The following is an 18689-nucleotide window of genomic DNA, read 5'->3' as shown; positions in this document are numbered from 1 at the left end:
CGTGCGTTCCGTATTATGCGGCCCGCCCACAGGTGAGGAAACTGGGCATGGCGCAAGTCGGTGATATCGCGATTGTCGGATATGGTGCGGATGCGGGGATCAAATCCTTTTCGTTCGTGATCCTGGCGGACCTGTCGGGCGAAACGATCAATTTCACCGACAGTGGCTGGCTGGCGACCGGTGGTTTCCGGGTCGGCGAAGGTGTCGTGCCCTACGTCGTGCCGGCCGGCACCGCGATCGGTACCGTGGTGACGATCTCCGGCCTGACCAGTGCGTTCAACCCGTCGACGAACGGCGACCAGATCATCGCCTATAGCGGCGACGCAGCCACGCCGACCCCGCTGTTCGCCATCGATTTCGCCGACGGCAACGCAAATTATGCCGACACGGCGAGCAACGCGAACACCTCCGCCGTCCCGACCGGGCTCATCTTCGGTGAAACCGCGCTGGCATTTGCGGCAGACAACGCCGCTTACAGCGGCCCGCTGGACGGCACGCGCGCGGAGATCCTGGCGAACATCGCCAACGCGGGGCTCTGGACGCAGGACGACGCCTTTGGCATCGCCTATCCGGTCGGTTTCAGCGTCACCAGTGGCGACGGGGCAGGCAGCTTTGCGATCGCCGATGCCAGCGTGCAGGAAGGCAATACCGGGACCACGGCGATTGAATTCGTCGTGCAGCGCAGCGGCGGCAGCGCTGGTGCGGCCACGCTGGACTATGTCGTCATTATCGGCACGGCGGGCCAGGACGATCTGGCCGGTGCGTTCACCGGTCAGGTCAGTTTCGCGGACGGGCAGACCGAGGCGCGGGTCACGATCGCAGCGAACGGCGATACGACGTTCGAGGCTGACGAGACCTTCTCGGTCACGCTGTCGAACGCCAGCATGGGCACGATTTCGGACGCGCAGGCGACCGGCACGATCCTGAACGATGACGCAGCGCCGCCGGTCGGGACGTTCTCGATTGCGGACGCCAGCGTGGCGGAGGGCAATGCCGGCATCACGCAGATGACGTTCACCGTGACGCGCGCCGACAGCAGCACCGGCGCGGTCGACCTGTCCTACGCCATCGCGCTGGACGGCAGCGCCGACGCCGCAGATCTGGACGCGGCGGCGGGCACCGTGCGGTTCGAGGACGGCCAGACCAGCCAGACCGTTACCATCGCGGTCAACGGCGACCTGCTGGTCGAGGGCGACGAGACGTTCGGCATCACGCTGTCCACGACGGCGACCGGGGCCACCATTGCGGACGGCAGCGCTGTCGGCACGATTCTGAACGACGACGTCCCCGGCCCGGCCGGCACGCTGTCGGTGGCGGACGCTGCGGCCTTCGAAGGTGCATCGGGCATCACCGCGCTCACCTTCACCGTCACGCGCGACGGCGGCAGCAGCGGTGCGGCATCGGCCAGCTACATGGTCATGCTGAACGGCACTGCATCGACGGACGATCTCGCCGCCCAGACGCTGTCCGGCACGGTCGAATTCGCGGACGGCGCGACGAGCGCTACCATCATCGTCCAGGTCGCGGGCGACGCGCAGTTCGAGGGCGACGAGACGTTCGGCGTGACATTGTCTGCCCCGGTCGGCGCGGCGCTGGGCGATGCATCGGCGGTCGGCACGATCCGCAACGACGACGCGCCCGGCGTCTTCATCAACGAAATCCATTATGATGACGCCGGCACCGACGCGGGCGAGGGGGTCGAGGTCGCCGGGATCGCCGGCACCGACCTGACCGGCTGGTCGCTGGTGTTCTACAACGGCAATGGCGGCGGGGTTTACGCCACGCAGGCGCTGAGCGGCGTGATCGCGAACCAGGATGACGGCTACGGCACGCTGTCGTTCGCGGGTCCGGCCGGCGGTATCCAGAACGGCGCGCCGGACGCGATCGCGCTGGTCGCGCCGGGCGCGCAGGTCGTCCAGTTCCTGTCTTACGAGGGCACGGTCGTGGCGACCGGCGGCGCGGCCACGGGGCTGACCAGTACCGACATCGGCGTTGCGGAAGAGGGCGTGGCGGACGGTTTCTCGCTGCAACTGACCGGCGACGGATCCAACTACAGCGACTTCACCTGGGCAGCGGCGCAGCAGAACACGTTCGGCCAGCTGAACACCGGCCAGAATTTCCTCTCCGCCAACGCACCGGGTGTCGTCCGGATCGGCGATGCCAGCGTTGTGGAGGGCAATGCAGGCAGCGCGCAGCTTGTCTTCACCGCGACGCGTGCCGGCGGCGGCGCCAGCACGGCGTCGGTCGAGTATTTCCTGAACCTGACGGGCAGTGCGGACAGCAATGATCTCGCGCCGGACACGGCGCTGTCCGGCACCGTAACCTTTGCCGAAGGCGTGTCGTCGCAGCGGATCGTGATTGACATTTTGGGCGACGTCAGCGGGGAGTTCAACGAGACGCTGAACGTCCGGCTGGCCAACCCGCTCGGCAACATCAGCATCGCCGACGATATCGCGGTCGGCACGATCGTGAACGACGATCCGCTGAGCCTGGAAATCTACGATATCCAGGGCGCGGGGCACCGTTCGGAATATGTGGGGCAGGTCGTCACCACCGGCGGCATCGTGACCGCGGTCGACAATAACGGCTTCTACATCCAGGCCGCCATGGGCGACGGCAACACCGCAACGTCGGACGCGGTGCTTGTGTTCACCGGCACACGGCCGACCGTCGCGATCGGCGATCGGCTGAACGTCACCGGCACGGTCGCCGAATTCGTCGGCGGGGTGGGTGCGCTCAGCCTGACCCAGATCACGGCACCGACGACGATCTCGGTCGTGTCGCAGAACAATGCACTGCCCGACGCGGTGATGATCGGGGTCGGCGGCCGGCTGGCTCCGTCCGAAGTGATCGACGACGACGGGCTGACCTCGTTCGATCCCGATCTCGACGGTCTGGATTTCTACGAGAGCATGGAAGGCATGCGGGTCACGGTTGACCGGCCGCAGGTCGTGGCCGCGACCAACAGCTTCGGCGAAACCTTCGTTGTGGCATCGGGCGGCGAGGGCGCGACCGGTATGAACGCGCGCGGCGGCATCACGCTGTCCGAAGGGGACAACAACCCCGAGCGTCTGCAGATCGACGCCGACAGCGACCTGTTCGCCGGCTACGCCCCCGGGCACACGCAAGGCGACCAGCTCGGCAACGTCACCGGCATCATGAACTATGCCTTCTCGACCTATGAAGTGCTGGTGACCGAGGCGGTGTCTGTCGTGACCGACGCGCCGCTGCCGACCCGTGAGACCACGGAGCTCGTCGGCGGCGCGGACCAGGTTTCGATTGGCAGCTTCAACGTCGAAAATCTCGATCCCGGCGACGGCGCGGCCAAGTTCACGCTGATCGCCGAGGAGATCCTCTACGCGCTGCAGGCGCCCGACATTATCGGGTTGCAGGAAATTCAGGATGCGGACGGGGCCGGCAACGGGTCCGACCTGTCGGGTGCGGCCACGGCGCAGGTGCTGATCGACGCGATCGTGGCGATCGGCGGCGCGCGGTACAGCTATGTCGAGGTCACGCCGGCCTCGCCCAATTCGACGGGCGGCGAACCGGGCGGCAACATTCGCAACGGCTTCCTCTATAATAGCGACCGGGTCGGCTACATCGCGGACAGTGCGGTGGCGGTGCCGGGTTCGGCCTATGCGGGCACGCGTTCGCCCCTGGCGGCCGATTTCTCGTTCAACGGGCAGACGGTGACGGCGATCAACGTGCACTTCACGTCGCGCGGCGGATCGGACGGCTTCTTCGGCGATACGCAGCCTCCGTTCCAGGCCGGCGACGGCGCCCGCACCGCGCAGAACACGCAGTTGCGCGCCTATGTCGACGGTCTGCTGGCGGCCGACCCGGCACTCAACATCGCGGTGCTGGGCGACTTCAACGGATATTATTACGAGGACGGCCAGCGCGCGCTGACCGCCGGCGGGGTGCTGACCAACCTGTACGACCTGCTGCCGGAAGAGGAGCGTTACTCCTATCTGTTCGAAGGCAACGTCCAGGCGTTCGACAACATCCTGGTCAGCGGCGGGCTGGCGAGCGGCGCGGCGTTCGACGTCGTCCACTATAATTCGGAGCAGCCGGACTCGGCTGGGCGCGCGACCGACCATGACCAGGTCGTCGCCGTGCTGAACGTACCGCGCAACCCCGGCTCGCTCGGTAACGACGTGCTGACCGGCACCACCGGTGCGGACGTGCTGAGCGGTCTGGCCGGCAACGACGTGCTGACCGGGCTGGAGGGCAACGACACGCTCGTCGGTGGCGAGGGCGTCGACACGCTGTTCGGCAACCAGGGCAATGATGCGCTGTCCGGCGGCGCGGGCAACGACACGCTGTACGGCGGTCAGGACGACGACCAGCTGCGCGGGGACGCAGGCGACGACGTGCTGGAGGGTGGCCGCGGCGACGATCTAGTCGATGGCGGCGAGGGTATCGACACCGCGTCTTATTCTAACGCGTCGGGAGTGACGGTCGATCTTCGCCTGTCCGGCAGCGCGCAGAACACGACCGGCGCGGGCGTCGATACGCTGGTGGCGATCGAGAACCTGATCGGTAGCGGTTTCGACGATGTTCTGATCGGCGATGCGGGTGAAAACGTGCTGAGCGGCGGGTTCGGCAACGACCGGCTGGCCGGCGGCGGCGGCAATGACGAACTGTTCGGCAACCAGGGTAACGACATGCTGGAAGGCGGCAGCGGCGTGAACGCATTGTACGGCGGACAGGGCGACGACATGCTGATCGGCGGAGAGTCCCGCGACTACCTTGAAGGGGGCAAGGGCGACGACAGCATCAGCGGCGGCGGGGACAGCGATACGGCCGGTTACTTCAATGCCACACAGGGTGTTACCGTCTCATTGCTGCAACAGGGCGTGGCGCAGGCGACCGGCGGGGCGGGGACGGACACGCTGTTCGATATCGAGAATCTGTCCGGCAGCCGGTTCGGCGACGTCATGACCGGTGACGGCGTTGGTAACAGCATAGATGGCGGTGACGGCGACGATCTCCTGACCGGCGGCTTCGGCATAGACTTCCTCACGGGCGGCACCGGTTCCGATACGTTGTTCGGTAACCAGGACATGGATGTGCTGGATGGCGGCGACGGGAACGACTTCCTTTATGGCGGTCGTGACGGGGACTTCATCATCGCTGGCAGCGGCGACGACCTCCTGCAGGGCGGCCTGAACTCGGATGTTCTGTTCGGCGGGGCGGGGGCGGATACGTTCCGTTATGTCCTGCAGGGAGACTCGGTCGCGAACGACACCGACAATATTCAGGATTTCCAGTCCGGTGTGGACCGTGTCGATCTTACCGGACTGGCCAACGCGCAGTCGGTGTTCACCTTTACCAACAGCGAGTTCGATACGGCTCTGGATATCGACCTGGGCGGCGACGGCGTGTTCGACATGCAGATCCTGTTCAACGGTCAGAACGCGATCGTGCTGAGCGACATCGTCTTCGGATGATACGGTTTCCCGCGGCGGGCAAGGACCCGTCGCGGGGTAGGTCGACCCGCCCATCCGACTACTGCCCTCGTCATCCCGGACTTGATCGGAGATGACGATCATCAAGCTGGTCGATTTCGTCTCCAGCCATCCCGTTTGGCTCGAGCCTGTCGAGAACACCGCGCCAGTTCTCGACACGCTCGAACCAAACGGATTGATGTGGGGTCAGAAAAAAATGCCGACAGCACGGGTGCAGCGGCTGGATCCGGTCCCCGGTCCGCATCCGGGTCCTAAAAGAGCTCAGGCATTTCCTGACGCCACATCGCCGTCGTCAGCTCGCGGAAAGCGCAGGATGATTGTGGTGCCGACGGCGCTATCGCCGAACGTGACGGTCGCGTTCAGGCGGGCGGCGGCGGAACGGACGATGGCGAGGCCCAGGCCGCTGCCGTTGGGCGTGGCGGCGGGGTCGAGCCGGGCGAAGCGGTCGAACACCGTTTCGCGATGTTCGGGCGCGATGCCGCGGCCGTCGTCGGCGACGCTGACCGTCGTTTCGACCGGTGTGGCGCGGATCGCGACCGCCACCGTGCCGCCGCGGTGGTTGTAGCGGATGCCGTTGTCGATCAGGTTGGACAGGATTTCGAAGATCAGCGTGCGGTGACCGGAGACCACCATGCCGGACGCGGCATCGCAATCCAGCGTGAGATCGACCCCCGCATCGACCGCCTGATGAACCTGCCGGGTGATGACCGCGGCGGCGACCTCGCGCAGGTCGACCGCCTCCAGCGGGGCGGACATGCCCGCTTCCTCTGCCCGGGCCAGCGCCAGCAGCTGCGTCACGAGCCGTTCCAGCCGGGTCACGGCCTCCGCGATCTCGGCCAGTGCGTCGCCGCGTTCGGCGTGCGAACCGCGCCGCGCGAGCGCCACCTGCACCTTCAGCACCGACAGCGGCGTGCGCATCTGGTGCGACGCATCAGCGGTGAAGCGCCGGACCCCGCCGGTCATCGTATCGAGCTGCGCCAGCAACCGGTCGAACGCACTGGCCAGCGGGCGTAGTTCGGCGGGCAGCGGCCCGGCATCGAGCGGGGAAAAGTCCGGCCGGGCGCGTTCGTCGCGCGTCTCCACCGCATCGCGCAGCCGGGCGAGCGGACGCAGGCTCCAGCCGAGCGCAGGCCGCAGCAGCAGCGCCGCAGCCCCGACCAGAACACACTCGCCGACCAGCAGCGCCAGCATCAGCCGCCGGTTGAGTGCGCCGCGATTGTCGAGCGTCTCGGCGATCTGGACAACGACCGGCGCGTCAATCCGCGGCAGCGACCGCCGGACCTCCGCGATGCGTATGTCCTGCCCGCGATAGCGCGCAAAGCGGTACCGCGGCACGTCCACTGCCAACGCCGCGGGATTCGGGGCGGGCAGGTCGGCATAGCCGGTCAGCAACGCGTCGCCGACCGCGATCCGGTAGTAGACATTGTCGCGCTCGCCATTTTCCAGCATCCCGAACGCGGCGGCGGGCAGATCCAGCGTTACCTCGCCCCGTTCGACCTGGACGGTTTCGGCGATCGCGCCCAGCGCCCCGCCCAGCACGCGGTCGCTTGCCCGGCGGACGACGTCGGCGATCAGCGTCGCGCCGGCCAGGCCGATGACGACCGCGGCCAGCAGCAGCGGGCCGACCATTGCCACGAGCAACCGCGTGCGCAGCGACGGGACGCGCGGGTCAGCCCGCATCGAGCATATATCCGACGCCGCGGACCGTGCGGATCATCGGGCCATCCGGCGCAAGCTTGCCGCGCAGCCGCGTGACATGCACCTCGATCGCGTTGTCGCCGACCGGTTCGTCGAACCCGAACACTTCGCCGATCAGCAGTTCGCGCGGCACGACCCGCCCGGCGCGCGTCGCCAGGGCTTCCAGGACGGCGCGTTCGCGGCGGCGCAGGTCCAGCCGGCGGCCGGCGACGTCCGCCCCGCCGCTCGACCGGTTGATGGTCAGCGCGCCGACCGACAAAGTGGGGAGCGGATCGCCGCCGCGCCGCCGGCCCAGCGCCCGGACGCGTGCCTCCAGCTCCTCCGGTTCGAACGGTTTGCGCAGATAGTCGTCGGCCCCAAGATCCAGCCCGCGGACCCGGTCGTCCAGCGCGTCGCGCGCGGTGAGCATCAGGACGGGCACTTTGTCGCCGCGGCGGCGCAACCGTTCCAGCACTGTGAAACCGTCGATATCGGGCAGGCCGACGTCCAGGATGACGAGGGCGTAGGGTTCCCCCGCCACGACCGCCAGCGCCTCCGCTCCGGTCGCTACATGATCGACCGCGTTGCCGCCCGCCCGCAGCAGCGCCGCGATGCTGCGGGCCAGGGCGGCGTCATCCTCGATCATCAGGATGCGCATGACGCCGCCGATCGTCCGCGCGGGGCGGCGTGAAAGGTTGATGACAGGTTCGGATCGTACTGCACGATCGCTGTCTATCCGAACTCAGAGGCGGAAGGCGAGGAGAGGTGCGATGGCCATGATCGTTTCCAGATTGCGCATATCGATCGTGTCGGCCGGGCTGGTCGCGCTGACGGCCGCCTGCCCCACGGTGGCGCAACGTCCGGCGGGCTATCCGCGGTCCTATGACCGGCTGATCGCGGACGCCGGCGTTGAACGGCAGCTGCGCATCTATGCCAATGCCGATCGCGCGGAGATGGTCCCGGTCGTCGCCGCGTTCCGCCGTCGCTATCCGGGCATCGCGGTGCTGTATGCCGATCTGGGGTCGGCCGAACTCTACCGCCGGTTCGTCACCGAAACGCGCGCGCGCCGCGGGTCGGCAGACCTCGTCTGGTCGTCGGCGATGGACCTGCAGGTGAAGCTCATCAACGACGGGTTCGCGCAAAGCTACTCCAGCCCGGAAAAGCCCGCTTTGCCGCCCACGGCGGTCTGGAAGAATATGGGCTTCGGCGTGACCGCGGAGCCGGTGGGCATCGTCTACAACCGCCGGCTGGTTCCCGAGACCCGCGTTCCGCGAACCCATGCCGCGCTGGACGCGCTGCTGCGTCGCGAACGGCGTGCGTTTGTCGGGCGGGTGACGACGTTCGATCCGCTGCAGTCCAACGTCGGCTATCTCTACCTGGCCGAGGACATGGCCGCGACGCGCGACACGCGGTCGCTGATGCAGGCGATCGCGGCGACGCGGCCGGTGCTGTCCGCCAAGACGGAACCGATGCTGCGCGCCGTGGCGGAGGGGCGTCAGGCGATCGCGTACAATGTGATCGGTTCCTACGCGCTCGCCCGGGCGCGGACCGACCCGCGGATCGGCGTGGCGTTTCCGCAGGACTACACCATCGTCACCTCTCGCATCGCGTTCATTGCGCGCGACGCCGCCCATCCTGCCGCCGCCCGGCTGTTCCTCGATTTCCTGCTGTCGCGGCAGGGGCAGGGGCTGCTTGCGCGGCAAAGCCTGTGGCCCGTGCGGACCGACGTGCCTGCGCGGCGGTTGCCGGCGGCACAGGCACGTCCGATCCGCGTCGGGCCGCAACTTCTCGTCAATCTCGATCGCGTCAAGCGCCAGCGTTTCCTGCGCGACTGGACCGCGATCATCGCCACCGGAGCCAAGACCCGATGACCTATTTCCGTACCGGCTGCGCCACGCTCGCGCTGATCGCCGCCACCCCCGCGCTGGCACAGATACCGGCTGCGACGCCGGCCGATGCCGATCTGGTCGCGCTGGTCCGCGCGCAGGCGGCCGAGATCGCCGGGCTGAAGGCGCGGCTCGACCGGCTGGAAGCGGGCGGCGGCGCGGTGGCGCAGATGAGCCCGACGCCCGCCCCCGGTGCCGCACCAGCCACAGCGCCGACGCAGGTGGCGCAATCCGCCCAACCGCGCCGCACCGTGCCATTCGCGCCGCAACTGGCCCCGCCTGGCCCCGCCGACCGCGACGTCACGCGGGCGATCGCCGCGCGCGACAATCCGTCCGGCCTGACGACCGAATGGGGGGCGGGCCTGCCCGTGTTCCATTCCGCGGACGGGGTCTACACCTTCAAGCCGCGCGGCCGCATCCTGACCGACGTCAGTTCCAGCTTCGGTTCGCGCTATGCCGGCCGCAACATCACCACCACGGGCATGCGCGCGCTGCGCCTCGGGCTGGAAGGCGGCGTGGGCACACACTTCTTCTACCAGTTCGAAACCGATTTCTCCGAAAATGACGTGGACGTCGTCACCGCCTTCGTCGGCTGGCGCAACCGCTTCCGTCCCGGCCTGGATTATGACGTGCGCGCCGGGCACCTGTTCAACGATCGGGGGTTCGAAGGATCTACGGGATCGGATTCGACGCCGTTCCTGGAACGCACGACGGTGGCGACCGCGATCATCCCGCAACGCGGCTTCTACGGCGTGGGCATCATGCCGCGGCTGTTCTGGAAAACGGGCCATGCCTCGCTGACCGTGACCGGCGACCGGATCGACGGGGCGCAGGCCGTCAGCGACAGCCGGACGGCGCTGGGCCGGGCGCACTGGAACCCGGTGAAGGGCGACCGCGGCGTGCTCCATCTCGGCATCTGGGGGTTTGACGAGCATCTGTCGTCGGTGGCCGGAACATTGACCCGCAACACGGTGATCGGCGGACGGTTCAACGGCGCGTTGCGCGTCGGCAGCGGCACGTTGACCGGCGGGACGGGCACGACCGGCTACGGCGTCGAACTGGGCGGCTATCGCGGTCCGCTTTGGGTGATGGCGGAGGCCGGGCGGCGCAATGCGCGGCTCGACGCCGGCCGGTCCGACTTCGTCAGCAAGGCGTGGAGCGTGTCGACCGGGCTGTTCCTGACCGGTGACCTGCCGCCGTACAATCCCCGGCTCGGCGCGTTCGGGCAGCCCAAGGTCCTGGCCCCCACGTTCGAGGGCGGGCCGGGCGCGATCGAGCTGACCGCGCGCTATGAGAACCTCGATTACACCGACCTGCTGACCGGCGGCGAAGGCTGGGCCGCGACGGTCGGGGTAAACTGGTATCTGAACAGCTTCACCCGGTTCCAGGTCAACGCCATCCGGTGGAACACCGACAACCGGTCCGGCGCCTTCACCGGCGACGACAGCGGACAGACGCTCAGCGCCCGCGTCGGCGTCACTTTCTGATCCTCCCGTTCCCAAGGACGATGCGATGAACCTTGCCCTCCTCGGCTTCCTGATGGTCGCCACGTTCATGACGCTCATCATGACGAAGAAAATGACGCCACTGGTCGCTTTGATCGTCATCCCGTCGCTGTTCGGCGTGATCGCCGGGCAGAGTGCGGGCCTGGGCGACATGATGATCGACGGGATCAAGAACCTGGCGCCGACCGGCGTGATGCTGCTGTTCGCGATCCTGTTCTTTTCCACCATGACCGACACCGGGCTGTTCGATCCGCTGGTCGGGCGGCTGATCCGCATGGTCCACGGCGATCCGATGCGGATCCTGATCGGCACGGTCGTGCTGTGCGCGCTGGTAAGCCTGGATGGCGACGGATCGACGACCTACATCATCACGATCGCCGCGCTGCTGCCGCTGTACAAGCGGTTCGACATGAACCGGCTGTACCTCGTCTGCCTGCTCATGACGACGAGCGGTATCATGAACCTGACGCCGTGGGGCGGGCCGACCGCACGCGCGGCCAGCGCGCTCAAGCTGGACCCGGCAACCTTGTTCCTGCCGCTGATCCCCGGCATGATCGCCGGGCTGCTGTTCCTCATCGGGCTGGCGATCTACTTCGGGCGGAAGGAACGCGCGCGGATGGGCGCGGCCGGCGTGCAGCAGCCGGACGCCGTGACCGACATGGCCGTCTCGCAATATCCCGAGGCACGGCGGCCGAAGCTGATCTGGTTCAACGCCGCCCTGGTCGTTACGCTGCTGACGCTGCTGGTCTGGGGCCTGTTGCCGCTGTCGGTGCTGATGATGCTGGCGTTCGCGATCGCGATGATCGTCAACTATCCCAGCGTCGCCGACCAGAAGGAGCGGATTTCCGCCCATGCCGGCAACGTGCTGGCCGTCGTCTCGCTGATCTTCGCGGCGGGCATCTTCACGGGCATCCTGGGCGGCACCGGCATGGTCGAGGCAATGAGCAAGGAGGTCGTCGGGTTCATCCCGCCCGCGATGGGGCCGTACATGGCGCCGATCACCGCCGCGCTCAGCCTGCCGTTCACCTTCTTCATTTCCAACGACGCCTTCTATTTCGGGATGCTGCCGATCCTGGCCGAGGCCGGCGCGCATTACGGCGTTGCCCCCGAAGCGATCGCGCGCGCATCGCTGATGGGGCAGCCGGTCCACCTGCTCAGCCCGCTGGTGCCGTCCACCTATCTGCTGGTCAGCCTGGTGGGCATCGACCTGGCCGATCATCAGCGCTTCACGCTGGTCCCGGCGACCGCCGTATGCGTGGTGATGACGCTGGTCGGCATGATCGCGCTCGCCTTCCCGTTCGTCGCCTGACGTCGGATGCAATCGAAATGAGGAGGGTCAGATGATGAGGGGGACAAGCATGGACCGATCGCCGATGCCGCTGATGCTGCTGCCCGCCATGGGGTGCGACGGGCAATTGTGGGCCGCGCAGATCCTGGCACTGTCGACGGTTGCGCAGCCGGAGTTCGGCGACCTGTCGCAGGACGATACGCTGGCCGGGATGGCGGCACGTGTGCTGGCGGACGCACCGCCGCGCTTCGCCGTGGCCGGGGTCAGCCTGGGCGGCTATGTCGCGGTGGAAATGGTGCGGCAGGCCCCGGACCGGGTGACGCGGATCGCGCTGTTCGGGACACGCGCGTCGATGGATATCCGCCCGCGGACGGTGGTGGGGCAGGGGCTGCTCGCCACCGCGCCGCACGCCGACCCGCGGCTGACCGCCAATGTCAGCGGCCCGGCGCAGGCGATGGCCGACCGGGTGGGTCAGGCCGTGTTCGAACGGCAGCAGCGCGCCCTGCTCGCCCGTCCGGACATCAGCGATGCCATCGCGGCGATCCATGTGCCCGCGCTGGTCGCGGTCGGCGATCGCGACCGGATCTGCACACCTGACGATGCACGTGCGCTGAGCGCGCGCATCGCGGGCGCACAATTCCACATGCTGCGCTCCTGCGGGCACCTGTCCCCGATGGAACGGCCTGGCGAAGTGACCGCTCTGCTGCGCGACTGGTTGCGGCAGGGCTGAAGCGCATTTGACGGTGCGGCACCGCCCCGATCCGTGCGAAGAGGGGGGTCCCCCGGGTTGGGGACCCTGATCGGGATCGGAATTCGGCTTGGCAGTTGCGGTGCAGAAGGCGTGGGACGGCGGCATCGTCCGCACATGGCTAGACAGCCGGATCGTCGCGGCGCGCGCCGATCAGGTCGCGGCCGAACGCGGCGGCCGCGCGTTGCAGGACGATTGCGACAAGGCGACCGCCGAGGAGATGGTCTGCACCCTGATGAAGGCCGGCGCCGCCGCCGATGCGCAGGCGAGCTTTCTGGACGGATTGCGCCTGCTGCTGGACCGCGAGGACTATGTCTGGCGCGGCGTCTATGACGACATGCGCTTCGATCGGCATGTCCGGTCCTACATCCGGAAACTGGCCCGGATGGCCAAGACGAACGATGGGTTCGGCAAGACCGCACATTATCAGTAACGATCGATCGAAATCGACGGGGCCGTTCCTTTGCGGCCGGCAACGACCATTTCTATCGAGTCGCAAATAAGGACGCTGCTGCACACTTATGACATCCATCGAACAGACGCTGGAGGCCCTTGGCTGGAACCCGCATTTCAGCGCGCAGGTTTCGGCTGACGAGGCCATGCATTGCCATCCTGTCCGGGTGATGGCGGTCCACCGCGGCAAGATCGCCGTTTCGGGGGCGGGATCGCAGGGCTTTCTCGACCCGCATATCTCCGGTGCGCGGCCGGGGGACGATCATCCGACGGTCGGTGACTGGCTGCTGGTCGACGGTGCGACGCAGCTGGCCACCCGCGTGCTGATCCGCATGAACCTGTTCAAGCGGCGTTCCCCCGGCGATCCGCGCAAGGAACAGATGATCGCTGCCAATGTCGATACGGTGTTCCTCGTTGCCTCGTGCAACCAGGATTTCAGTGTGGCGCGGCTGGAACGCTATCTCGTGCTCGCCCATGAGGTCGGTGTGCATCCGGTCGTCGTGCTGACCAAGGCCGACCTGACCGACACGCCGGACGTCTATGCTGCCGCGGCCCGCGCGATCGAGCCGGGGTTGCTCGTCGAAACCGTCAACGGCCGCGATCCGACGCATGTCGCCGGGCTGGCCGCGTGGTGCGGCCCGGGCAGGACCGTCGCCTTCCTCGGTTCCTCGGGCGTCGGCAAGTCGACGCTGGTGAACACGCTGCGCGGGTCGGACAGCATCGCGACGCAGGCGATCCGCGCGAACGACGGCACGGGCCGCCACACGACGACGGTGCGCGAAATGCACCGCCTGGCGCAGGGCGGTTGGCTGCTCGACCTGCCGGGCATGCGCGAATTGCAACTGGCCGAGGCCGCGACCGGCATCGCCGAAATCTTCGACGATTTCGCACTGGCCGCACAGGACTGTCGCTTTTCCGACTGTTCGCACGGCGTCGAACCGGGCTGCGCCGTCCGGACCGCCATCGAAACCGGCGCGCTGACCGCGGAACGCTTCGATCGCTGGCGCAAGCTGGCGACGGAGGAAGCCGCGGCCGCCGTGAAACCCTTCAAGCGCCGGTCGCGGTAAGGGCGCGATCTGGAGCGTGACGATAGTGCGTTGACCCGTTTCTCCAACGCCATCTGGCTCAGACACAGGCCCGTCTGAAAGCATCATGGTGTAAGTAGACCGGTGCATGCCGAGCAAAGTCGCAGGACTTTGTGGCTACACTCGAGATGGCGGGGTCCGGGAGTGGTTCGACCCGAAGTTGTCCTGCCCCATCCATGAAGTGCGACCGCTCTGAGCGCCATTGTGGCGGTGCGCGCTTTCCCACTCGACAAAGCGTCACGCTAGTAGCATCTTATGGTTCTTCGTTTCACATATTGGGACACACACCTCAAAGAAGGTGGTGTCGGGAAGAGGGAGAAAATCATGATACGCATGTCCTGCGCCGTTCGTTTGCACGCTGGCGGGTCGCTTGTGGCGCTCGGTATCCTCGCAATCGGTGCGCCGGCCTTCGGGCAGAGCCTGCCCGCCACCACCGGCAAGGCGGCCAGCGGCGATGCGGTGACACCCGCGCCCGTCGACGCCGACGAAATCGTCGTCACCGGGTTTCGCGCCTCGCTGAACAGCGCGCTCAGCCAGAAGCGGCTCGAAACCGCCGCGGTGGACAGCATCGTGGCGGAGGACATCGGCAAGTTCCCCGACTCCAACCTGGCCGAGTCGATGCAGCGGATCCCGGGCGTCGCGCTGGCGCGTGGCGACGGTGGCGAAGGGCGCAACATCTCGGTCCGCGGGCTGGGGGCGGGTTTCACGCGGGTGCGCATCAACGGGATGGAGGGCACGGCGCAGACCGGCGCATCCGACATTTTCGGCGCGGGCAACAGCGGTCGTAGTTTCGACTTCAACGTCTTCCCGACCGAGATCTTCTCCGCCCTGTCGGTACGCAAGACGCCGTCGGCCGATGTCGAGGAAGGTTCGCTGGGCGCTACGGTCGACCTGAACGCACCGAAACCGCTCGACGCGCGCGACGACTTCGTCCTCTCCACCACGGTCCGCGGGATCTACAACGAACTGTCGAAAAAGGCCGATCCGCGCGCCTCGCTGCTGGTGTCCAAGAAGTTCGCCGACGGTACGGTCGGGATTCTCGGGTCGCTCGCCTATCAGAAGCGCCGTCTGCGGGAGGTCGGCTATGCCGCGGTCGACCTGCTGTCGGCCAATACCAATGGCGGCTTCTGTTCGCCGGTCGGTTTCGAACGGTCCAACCCGGCAGTCAATTCCCCGGACCCGATCGTCCGTGCCGCCAATGCCCTGCGGGGCGTAACCGCCGCGAATTGCAGCACGAACAATCCACGCACCGGCACGACCGCCGCCTACCAGACGATCCAGAACCTGCGTCGCGCCGACCTGCCCAACACGCCCGGCAGCGGCGCGTTCCTGCCGCGCATCCCGCGCTACCTGAATTCGGAACAGAATCAGGAGCGGATCGGCGGCACCGCCACGATCCAGTTCCAGCCGGACGACGACACCGACATCTCGCTCGACATGCTGTATTCGCGGTTCGAGGTGACACGGCGCGATAACTACATCGCGGCGATCTCGTTCGGACGGTCGATCACCAATAATGGTCAGCCGATGACCTCGGTCCGCGACATCGCGTTCGACGACAAGGGCTCGCTGACGTCCGGCACGTTCGACGGCGTCGATGTCCGGTCCGAGGGGTTGGTCGACAATTTCATCTCGACGTTCAAGCAGGCTAACCTGAACTTCCGCCACCGGTTCAACGAAAGCCTTGAAATCAGTGCCCTGGTGGGCATGAACCAGTCGGTCCTGAACGGCAAGAAGCGCCTCCAGACGTTCATGGACGTGATCGACAGCGACAACTACACGCTGGATTTCGCGAACGGATCGACGCCGACGATCGGGTTCGGCTTCGACGTCGCGAACCCGAACCTGTTCAACTATGCCCCGGCGCAGGCAGACGGCACCGTGCTGGGTGGGTTCAGTTTCCAGGGCAAGCCGTCGCGCCAGGACACAAAGAACATGACCGGCGAGGTCAACGTCGCCTACACGCTGGGCGACGCGCTGACGATCAAGGCCGGCGGGCAGTATCGCGAGAGCGACTATGTCAACGCGTTCCAGCGGCCGTTCAACGCCGACTCGGTGGTGCGCGCGCTGCCCGCGGGGACCACGCTGGCCAGCATCACGACGCAGATCACCAACGTCGGCAAGCTGTTCGGATCGGGTGCCCCGAACAGCTGGGCGGCGATCGATCCGGACAAATGGGCGGACACGTTCGGGTTCGATGCGGTCCGCTACTGCGGTGTCGAATGCGGTGGCGGACGTGCGCGCGTGAAGGAAGAAATCACGAGCGCCTATGTCATGGGCACGTTCAACCTTGACGAAAGCGTGGGCCTCGGGCTGCGCGGCGACGTCGGCGTGCGCTATATCAAGACAAACATGAACGCGACCGGCTATATCGCGGTCGCACCGCCGGCGGGGGTCACGTCGCCTACCAACCTGATCGGGCAGTTCGCGTCCGCCAAGAACAGCTACGACGACTGGCTGCCAGCGGGCAATCTGGTGATCGAACCGATGCGAAACCTGCTGGTGCGGCTGTCGGCGGCCAAGGTGCTGGCGCGGCCCGAACTGGGCCTGCTGACCCCGACCAGCGGCGTCACGCCGACCACGCGGGTCGGCACCATCAACAACCCGTTCCTCGACCCGATCCGCGCCAACACCGCCGACGCCGCGGTAGAATGGTATTTCCGCCCCGGGTCGCTGCTGTCGTTCGCGTACTTCTACAAGGATATCAAGAGCTTCATCCAGAATGTTAACAGCGTCGTACCGTTCACGGACCTGGGTCTGCCCGCTGCACTCCTCGACAATTCGAATACGCAGCCATCCGAACTGTTCACCGTATCGCAACCGTTCAACACGCCGGGCGGCAAGCTGAAGGGGTTCGAGGTGAACGCCCAGCTGCCATTCACCTTCCTGCCAGGATTTCTGAGCGATTTCGGGATGTTGGCGAACTATACGCGGGTCACGTCGAAGATCCAGTACATCCTGGCGAGCGTCAACGGTGTGCCGACCGTGACGACAACCGCGGACCTTGTCGGCCTGTCCAAGAACACCGCGTCGGGCACGCTTTATTACGAGAATGACAAGTTCAGCATCCGCAGCACCGCAAACTATCGCGATCGGTTCATCCGCGGCATTCCGGCCTCGCCGGGCAGCGATCTGCAGGGCAATTCGCCGACGCTGTATGTCGATGCGTCGGCATCCTACAACATCACGCCACGTCTGAAGATAATCGTCGAAGGACAGAACCTGACCGACGAGCAGAACCGGCTCTATACCGACAGCGCACGTCAGGACACGCTGTTCGAAACGAGGATCGGACGGACGGTGACGTTCGGCGTGAACTTCCGCCTGTGACGTCGCCTTCGGAAATGGTGCGGCGGCGGGACGCGCTGGGATTGCTGGCCCTGCCGGCGCTTGCGACGACGCCGCTGGCCGCCCGTACGCCGGCGCGCGCCGCGACGGGCGGGCGGCCCGGTCCCTATATGCTGGGTGCCGACATATCGTGGATACCCGAGGACGAGGCGGCCGGTGCGCGCTATTTCGAAGGCGGCGTGCAGCGCGATCCGATCGCTCTGCTGAAGAACGCTGGGTTCAACTATATCCGCCTGCGGATGTTCGTGGACCCGGCGCGCGGCTATTCGGCGCGTGAACCGGACCGGGCATGGAGCGGACTTGCGCAGACCGTGAAACTGGGCCGGCGCGTGCGGGCGGCGGGCATGGGGCTGGCACTCAGCCTGCATTATTCCGACACTTGGGCCGATCCGGAGCATCAGGGCGTACCGGCCGCATGGGCGGCGCGCGACCTGCCCGGGCTGACGCGGGCGGTGGAGGCGCACACGCGCGACACGCTCCGCGCGATGCGGGCGGGCGGCGCGCCGGTCGACATGGTCGTGATCGGCAACGAGATCACGTTCGGCATGCTGTGGCCGCGCGGCCAGGTGGCATTGAAGACCCTGACCGGCAATCCGGTGACAGATGCGAACCACCGCGATACCGGCGCGGTGGGCGGGTTCGACGCGCTGGCGGCATTGCTGCGGGCCGGGATCGCGGGCGCGCGGGTCGCGGAACCGGACGTGCTGATCCAGGTCCATAACCATCTCGGTCGCCACTGGGCGATCGTGCGCGAGTGGACCGACGCACTGGTCGCCCGTAACGTCGATTTCGACGTGATCGGGCTGTCCTGCTATCAACAGGTCGCGCAGGGCGACTGGCAGCGCACGTTCGAGAACTTCATCAAGCGCTATCCATCGAAGGGGCTGCTCGTCGCGGAATATTCGAGCCGCAAACGCTACATCAACGATCTGGTCCATGCGCTGCCCGATCGACGCGGGTGGGGCACCTTCATCTGGGAACCGATCCGCCACCAGGAGGCGCTGTTCGACCGGGGCGGCGTCGATGCCGGCGGCGGGGCCAAGCCCGACCTTCTGTCGCAAGGCGCGAACGCGGCGGAAGCACCGGGGGCGGTCCTGGCGACCGGCCCGAAGCCGAAACCAGCCGCGCCGAAGACCGGCCCGATCGGCGAGGGCGGGGACTATGTCGCCAATGCCCGCCTTGCCGAATATCGCCAGATGGCAAGGGACTACGGGCTATAGTTGGGAAC

11 protein-coding genes are annotated in these 18689 nt (G+C 67.0%); 9 read left to right on the top strand and 2 right to left on the bottom strand.

Annotated features, from left to right (window positions below; translation table 11 throughout):
- The first annotated feature begins 47 nt into the window (after window positions 1-47).
- Window positions 48-5453, top strand: a complete 5406-nt coding sequence (locus tag BKY59_RS18205; protein WP_076069495.1) for a Calx-beta domain-containing protein — start codon at window positions 48-50, stop codon at window positions 5451-5453.
- A 279-nt stretch (window positions 5454-5732) separates the two neighbouring features.
- Here the strand turns inward: BKY59_RS18205 and BKY59_RS06070 are convergent, their stop codons facing one another.
- Complete coding sequence (locus BKY59_RS06070; RefSeq protein ID WP_076069491.1) at window positions 5733-7151, bottom strand: sensor histidine kinase; 1419 nt, start codon at window positions 7149-7151, stop codon at window positions 5733-5735.
- Complete coding sequence (locus tag BKY59_RS06065) at window positions 7141-7806, bottom strand: response regulator (RefSeq protein WP_206362023.1); 666 nt, start codon at window positions 7804-7806, stop codon at window positions 7141-7143. Before BKY59_RS06065 ends, BKY59_RS06070 begins: the two co-directional genes overlap by 11 nt.
- A gap of 112 nt (window positions 7807-7918) precedes the next feature.
- On the opposite strand from BKY59_RS06065, the gene BKY59_RS06060 reads away from it, so the two are divergent.
- The 8 genes from BKY59_RS06060 (at window position 7919) to BKY59_RS06025 (ending at window position 18681) form a co-directional block, all read left to right on the top strand.
- On the top strand, window positions 7919-9019 hold the full coding sequence (locus tag BKY59_RS06060) for an ABC transporter substrate-binding protein (protein WP_240499977.1): 1101 nt from the start codon (window positions 7919-7921) through the stop codon (window positions 9017-9019).
- Complete coding sequence (locus tag BKY59_RS06055) at window positions 9016-10521, top strand: OprO/OprP family phosphate-selective porin (RefSeq protein ID WP_076069488.1); 1506 nt, start codon at window positions 9016-9018, stop codon at window positions 10519-10521. The genes BKY59_RS06060 and BKY59_RS06055 overlap by 4 nt, the downstream gene beginning before the upstream one ends.
- Before the next feature lie 25 nt (window positions 10522-10546).
- The gene (locus tag BKY59_RS06050; protein ID WP_076069485.1) at window positions 10547-11848 is read left to right on the top strand and encodes a CitMHS family transporter; all 1302 of its coding nucleotides are present in this window, start codon (window positions 10547-10549) and stop codon (window positions 11846-11848) included.
- 49 nt (window positions 11849-11897) lie between these two features.
- Window positions 11898-12557, top strand: a complete 660-nt coding sequence (locus BKY59_RS06045) for an alpha/beta fold hydrolase (RefSeq protein ID WP_076069483.1) — start codon at window positions 11898-11900, stop codon at window positions 12555-12557.
- Window positions 12558-12645: 88 nt separating this feature from the next.
- Window positions 12646-13008, top strand: a complete 363-nt coding sequence (locus tag BKY59_RS06040) for a hypothetical protein (RefSeq protein WP_083671903.1) — start codon at window positions 12646-12648, stop codon at window positions 13006-13008.
- A gap of 88 nt (window positions 13009-13096) precedes the next feature.
- Window positions 13097-14095 (top strand): ribosome small subunit-dependent GTPase A, encoded by a 999-nt coding sequence (rsgA, locus tag BKY59_RS06035; RefSeq protein WP_076069480.1) that lies wholly within the window; start codon window positions 13097-13099, stop codon window positions 14093-14095.
- Window positions 14096-14437: 342 nt separating this feature from the next.
- Complete coding sequence (locus BKY59_RS06030) at window positions 14438-17443, top strand: TonB-dependent receptor (RefSeq protein ID WP_076069479.1); 3006 nt, start codon at window positions 14438-14440, stop codon at window positions 17441-17443.
- On the top strand, window positions 17440-18681 hold the full coding sequence (locus BKY59_RS06025) for a glycosyl hydrolase 53 family protein (RefSeq protein ID WP_240499976.1): 1242 nt from the start codon (window positions 17440-17442) through the stop codon (window positions 18679-18681). The genes BKY59_RS06030 and BKY59_RS06025 overlap by 4 nt, the downstream gene beginning before the upstream one ends.
- Window positions 18682-18689 lie beyond the last annotated feature (8 nt).

The organism is Sphingomonas montana, assembly GCF_001956315.1.
GTDB lineage: Bacteria > Pseudomonadota > Alphaproteobacteria > Sphingomonadales > Sphingomonadaceae > Sphingomonas_R > Sphingomonas_R montana.
The sequence above is the reverse complement of the archived record's forward strand: the minus strand, read 5'-3'. Positions and strand labels throughout refer to the sequence as shown.